Annotated in this window: 3 protein-coding genes; 2 read left to right on the forward strand and 1 reads right to left on the reverse strand. The window is 64.0% G+C overall.

The features are described 5' to 3' along the window. The first annotated feature begins 183 nt into the window (after nt 1–183). Nucleotides 184–819 (forward strand): response regulator, encoded by a 636-nt coding sequence (locus ACIP1U_RS29195; protein WP_400322539.1) that lies wholly within the window; start codon nt 184–186, stop codon nt 817–819. Nucleotides 820–1,145: 326 nt separating this feature from the next. Continuing rightward, entirely contained in the window at nt 1,146–2,513 is a 1,368-nt protein-coding gene (locus tag ACIP1U_RS29200) for a patatin-like phospholipase family protein (RefSeq protein WP_400322541.1), read from the forward strand. 104 nt (nt 2,514–2,617) lie between these two features. Here ACIP1U_RS29200 and acnB read toward each other — a convergent pair whose 3' ends face one another. Next, a complete protein-coding gene (acnB, locus tag ACIP1U_RS29205) occupies nt 2,618–5,221 on the reverse strand; it encodes a bifunctional aconitate hydratase 2/2-methylisocitrate dehydratase (protein ID WP_400322543.1) in 2,604 nt (867 codons plus the stop codon). Nucleotides 5,222–6,000 lie beyond the last annotated feature (779 nt).

Raw genomic sequence — 6,000 nt, forward strand, 5'->3', positions numbered from 1 at the left:
GCGGGGGATGCGGGAGCGAAAGCGGGAGCCGTATACAGGGCCGGGGCCGGGGCCCGCCCGGACGCGCAGCGCTATAATCCAGCCGGTCGCCGATGGCCGCGGCCCATGGCGAACGGTGCGGGCTGCGGTTTTATACCACTTTTCCTTTTCGCCAGTCATGAGCCTGCCGCGCTGCCCTTCGCGATGACCAGCTTCCCTCTCCCGACCCGCGTAGTCCTGGCCGATGACCATGCCATCGTGCTGGAAGGGCTCAAGCTGGTGCTTTCCGGCATCGGCAACCTGGTTTTGGCGGGGGAGGCCACCGACGGCACGCAACTGCTCGCGCTGCTCGCGCGCGCGCCGGCCGACCTGCTGGTCATGGACCTGGGCATGCCGGGTGTCGACGGACTGGCCTTCGTGCAGCGCCTGCGCGCCGCGCATCCCGCGCTGCGCATCCTGGTGCTGACCGGCAGCACCGGCGCCGGCATGGCGCAGGCCGCCATCGGCGCCGGCGCCGACGGCTACCTGGCCAAGAGCGGCGATATCGGCGAACTGGTGCCGGCCCTGCTCGCGCTGCGGGCCGGCGAGCGCTACGCGGCAGCCGGCATGCCCGCGCCAGTGACGGCCGCCTCCGACGGCCTGGCCTCGCTGACTCGCCGCGAACAGCAGATCCTGATCCTGATCGCGCGCGGCGCCACCGCCGGCGACATTGCCGCACAACTCGATATCAGCCCGCTGACCGCGCGCAAGCATCGCGAAAACCTGATGCGCAAGCTCGACGTGCACAACACCGCAGAACTGGTCGTGTTCGCGGCACGGCACGGCATTCCGCTCGACTGAGCACTACGCCTGCGATCTTCTCGGATGAGGATCGCCTTCACGGCAACCTCCTCGATCTCCCTAAGCTGCTCAGGCGCCATCTGCGGGTCGTATCGCCCCCATGGAGATGTAATATTCCGAGGGCCCCGGACACACCGGACCCCGGCGGCAACGAAACTCGACCTTCCCCTTCTGCGGGCCGCCACCACATCCGAACACGTTCCTGACCTAGTCCAATGTGGACCTTTCGACATGACCACACTCTTCTCCGCAAAAGCAGCCAGCCTTGGCGAATGGGGTGGGCAGGGAGAGAGCGACACGCCTGCGGCAGGGCCTACCACATTCTGATGCTGCTGCTACTTGCAGGACTCGGTGCCTGCGGGTCGCTTCCTCACAATGCTCCGCGCAATCTGCCTCAGGCCGCGGCTGGCAGCGCATCCGCGGCGCTGCGCGAACCCAGCGACGTCGTCGACCAGACAGCCGTCGCCATGTCGTTCTCTGGCGGTGGTACGCGAGCCGCAGCCTTCGCCTTCGGCGCTCTACAGGGGCTCGACGCCATGAAGCGTCCCGGGGGCGCGTCCCTGCTCGACGACGTCGCATTCATCAGCAGCGTGTCGGGCGGCTCCATCACCGCTGCGTACTACGGTCTGCATGGCAAGGCCAGCCTGGCAACCTTTCGATCAGTGCTCTTGAAGGACGGAGAAGCGGGACTTCGCTTCAGTCTCCTGAATCCGCTTAACCTTGCGCGCCTCTTCGCGGGGGGCCTCAACGATCGGGAAGATCTCCATACCTGGCTCGAAGAAGACGTGTTCAAGGGCGCGACGTACGCCGACATGTTCCGCCGCGGCAAGCCAATCGTCTGGATCAACGCCACGAACGTCTACTACCGGGTGGCGTTCCCGTTCAGCCAACTGGCATTCGATGCGCTATGCAGCGATCTCGCGAGCTTTCCCGTTTCGGAGGCCGTCGCCGCATCCATGGCGGTCCCGCTCTTCTTCGCACCGATCGTCCTTCAAAAGCATCCCGAGGCATGTAGTGCACCGCTGCCGGACCTTGACCACGCCCAGTCGCCTCGGCGATCGCTGCTGCTTGGCGCGTTGGCAAACGCCGTTCGCGGTCACCGGGACACTTCAAAGGGAAAGTACCTAAAGCTGGTCGACGGCGGGGTGACCGACAACTACGGCCTGGCTACCATTCTGCAATCGCGCCTGCTGCTGGGCACGGCTTACGGTCCCATGAGCGAGAACGACGCGATCAATGTGCGGCGGCTACTTTTCGTCGTTGTTGACGCGGGTCAGGGCCCGCGCGGCGATTGGAACCAAAGCCAGGCTGGCCCATCGGGAATCGAAGTCGCAAGCGCGGCCATCGACGCGGCGATGGCGACCAACGTTCGAATGAGCTATGACGCCTTCGTTCCCATGATGCAGCAGTGGCGCGACGACCTGGTGGCGTATCGGTGTGGGATGCCGGATTTTCGGCAGCAGGAGATCGCTGCGCGTCGCCCAGGCTGGCGGTGCAACGACGTCGAATTCTTCGTCACGCGGATCTCGTTTGATGCCCTCGACAACGAGCGTGCTGCAAGTCTGAACGATCTGCCGACCAGACTCCGTCTGCCCGAGAGAGACGTCGATCGCCTGATCGAAGGGGGAAGGGATGCCATCCTTGGCAACCCGGTGATCCGCGAGTTCGAGCGCGAATCGTCCGCGGCGCGATAGTCTCAAAAAAAAAATAGCTTGCGGCCAAGGACCGCAAGCTATCGGATGACTATGCTCGTCACCTATTGATCGAGCCACGCTTCAGGCAAGCGTGGCCGCAACGGTCAGACCGTCACGCCATCGGCGACTTCCTTGAAGTCCTCGATCTGGTCGAAGTTCATGTACTTGTAGATCTTGTCGCCATTCTGGTTGATGACGCCAATATCGGCCATGTACTCGTCCTTGGTCGGGATGCGGCCCAGACGCGAGCAAATAGCCGCCAGTTCGGCCGAACCCAGGTACACGTTGGTGTTCTTGCCCAGGCGGTTCGGGAAGTTACGGGTGCTGGTCGACATCACCGTGGCGCCTTCGCGCACCTGTGCCTGGTTGCCCATGCACAGCGAGCAGCCCGGCATTTCAGTGCGGGCACCGGCGGTGCCGAACACGCCGTAGTGGCCTTCCTCGGTCAGTTGCTTCTGGTCCATCTTGGTCGGCGGGGCCACCCACAGCTTGACCGGGATGTCGCGCTTGCCTTCCAGCAGCTTGGAGGCTGCGCGGAAGTGGCCGATGTTGGTCATGCACGAACCGATGAAGACTTCATCGATCTTGGCGCCGGCCACGTCCGACAGGGTCTTCACGTCGTCCGGGTCGTTCGGGCAGGCCACGATCGGCTCATGCACGTCGGCCAGGTCGATCTCGATCACGGCGGCGTATTCGGCGTCAGCGTCCGGCTCCAGCAGCTTCGGATCGGCCAGCCAGCCTTGCATCGCCTGGATACGGCGCTGCAGGCTGCGCGGATCTTGATAACCCTGGGCGATCATCCACTTCAGCAGCGTGATGTTGCTGTTGATGTATTCGATGATCGGGTCCTTGTTCAGGCGCACCGTGCAGCCGGCGGCCGAACGCTCAGCCGAGGCGTCCGACAGCTCGAACGCTTGCTCGACCTTCAGGTCGGGCAGGCCTTCGATTTCCAGGATGCGGCCCGAGAAGATGTTCTTCTTGCCTTGCTTGGCCACGGTCAGCAGGCCTTGCTTGATCGCGTACAGCGGGATCGCGTTGACCAGGTCGCGCAGGGTTACGCCCGGCTGCATCTGGCCCTTGAAGCGGACCAGCACCGATTCCGGCATGTCCAGCGGCATCACGCCGGTGGCGGCGGCAAAGGCCACCAGGCCCGAGCCGGCCGGGAAGCTGATGCCGATCGGGAAGCGGGTGTGCGAGTCGCCGCCGGTGCCGACGGTGTCGGGCAGCAGCATGCGGTTCAGCCACGAGTGGATCACGCCGTCGCCCGGGCGCAGCGAGATGCCGCCGCGGGTGCTGATGAACTCAGGCAGGGTGTGGTGGGTCTTGACGTCAACCGGCTTCGGGTAGGCGGCGGTGTGGCAGAACGACTGCATCACCAGGTCGGCCGAGAAGCCCAGGCAGGCCAGGTCCTTCAGCTCGTCGCGGGTCATCGGGCCGGTGGTGTCCTGCGAGCCCACCGAGGTCATCTTCGGTTCGCAGTACGTGCCCGGGCGGATGCCCTGCTGTTTCCCATTCACTTCGGCCAGACCGCAGGCGCGGCCAACCATCTTCTGGGCCAGCGTGAAGCCCTTGCCGGTATCGGCCGGGTTCTGCGGCAGGCGGAACAGCGTCGACGGGGCCAGGCCCAGCGCCTCGCGCGCCTTGGCGGTCAGGCCGCGGCCGACGATCAGCGGAATACGGCCGCCGGCACGGACTTCGTCGAACAGCACGTCCGACTTGACCTTGAACTCGGCGATCACGGCGCCGTTCTTCAGGGCCTTGCCTTCGTACGGGCGCAGTTCGACCACGTCGCCCATTTCCATCTGGGACACGTCCAGCTCGATCGGCAGCGCGCCGGCGTCTTCCATGGTGTTGTAGAAGATCGGGGCGATCTTGTTGCCCAGGCACACGCCGCCGAAGCGCTTGTTCGGGATGAACGGGATGTCTTCGCCGGTGAACCACAGCACCGAGTTGGTGGCCGACTTGCGGCTGGAGCCGGTACCGACCACGTCGCCCACGTAGGCAACCAGGTGGCCCTTGTCCTTCAGCGATTCAATGAACTTGATCGGGCCGCGCTTGCCGTCTTCTTCCGGCTGGAACGCAGCGCCTTCGCGCTTGTTCTTCAGCATGGCCAGCGCGTGCATCGGGATGTCCGGGCGGGTGGTCGCGTCGGGGGCCGGCGACAGGTCGTCGGTATTGGTTTCGCCCGGCACCTTGAACACGGTGATGGTCAGGCTTTGCGGCACTTCCGGGCGGCTGGTGAACCACTCGGCGTCGGCCCAGCTTTGCAGCACGGCCTTGGCGTTGGCGTTGCCCTTGTCCGCCTTTTCCTTCACGTCGTGGAAGGCGTCGAACATCAGCAGGGTCTTCTTCAGCGCGTCGGCGGCGACGGTGCCGACTTCGGCGTCGTCCAGCAGCTCGATCAGCGGCGAGATGTTGTAGCCGCCCAGCATGGTGCCGAGCAGTTCGGTGGCCTTGGCGCGCGAGATCAGCGCGCACTTTTCCTTGCCCAGGGCGACGGCGGCCAGATACGAGGCCTTGACCTTGGCGGCGTCATCCACGCCGGCAGGGACGCGGTTGGTGATCAGTTCGACCAGGTTCTGCTCTTCGCCGGCGGGCGGGTTCTTCAGCAGTTCGATCAGCTCGGCCGTCTGCTTGGCGGTCAGGGGCAGAGGAGGGATACCAAGCGCGGCGCGCTCGGCCACATGTGCGCGATAGTTTTCAAGCATGGGAACCTGCTGAGTAATTAGGTTTGAAAAACTTCCTTTGACGTCGCGATTGTAGTCTGTTGGGGGGCTTAGGTCAAATGTCTTATATCTTATATAAGAGTTGGAATTGGAAAAGCTTTATTAATCAATGGTGTTCGGGATAGAAGAGTTAGTGGGGCTACATGGACACTACCTGAGTAGAGCAGTAAGGAATGATGTTGTTCTGGTATGTGCCTTCGGCTTGGCATCTGGCGGATATTTGATATGCCCTGTTCCGCCCTGAAGGGCGGGTAACTTTTTGTCCGAGCGACAAAAAGTCACCAAAAAGCGCGTTTACGGCCCTGCGGGCGGCCACTCTTATCGTAGTGTGCCGGGGCTTTCGTACGGGGCTTTGCTTCGTTGCAAAGCAGAACTGCCTGCCGCCATGGTGCGCCACGGGGGCTTGGAGTTGATGCGGTGTTTGAACGAGCCCAGAGCTGCGAGTGGCCGCCTGCTGCCGGCGTCAACGTAGGGACGCCTTCGGCTGCGCTGCGCGCGGGCCCTGACGTCGCAGAGCTACCGCCCGCATCCTGGTTCGCTTTTCGGGCTCGGCGTCGCACGCTGGCGACATGGCTGGCGCATACGAAGGTCTGGCGCGGTGGCGGCACTTTGGCTGGCTTTACTTCGTGGGGGCTCCGGCCCTCACCCCCGGCCCCTCTCCCGCAAGCGGGAGAGCAACTGTGTTTAAAGTCAAGGCGTAACGGAAGGCAGAACATGCTTAGCCGGGTCCCACATTGCGCCGTCTCTGGCCATCGCATTCA

The organism is Cupriavidus sp. NPDC089707 (genome assembly GCF_044748965.1).
In the GTDB taxonomy this organism is placed as follows: Bacteria; Pseudomonadota; Gammaproteobacteria; order Burkholderiales; family Burkholderiaceae; genus Cupriavidus.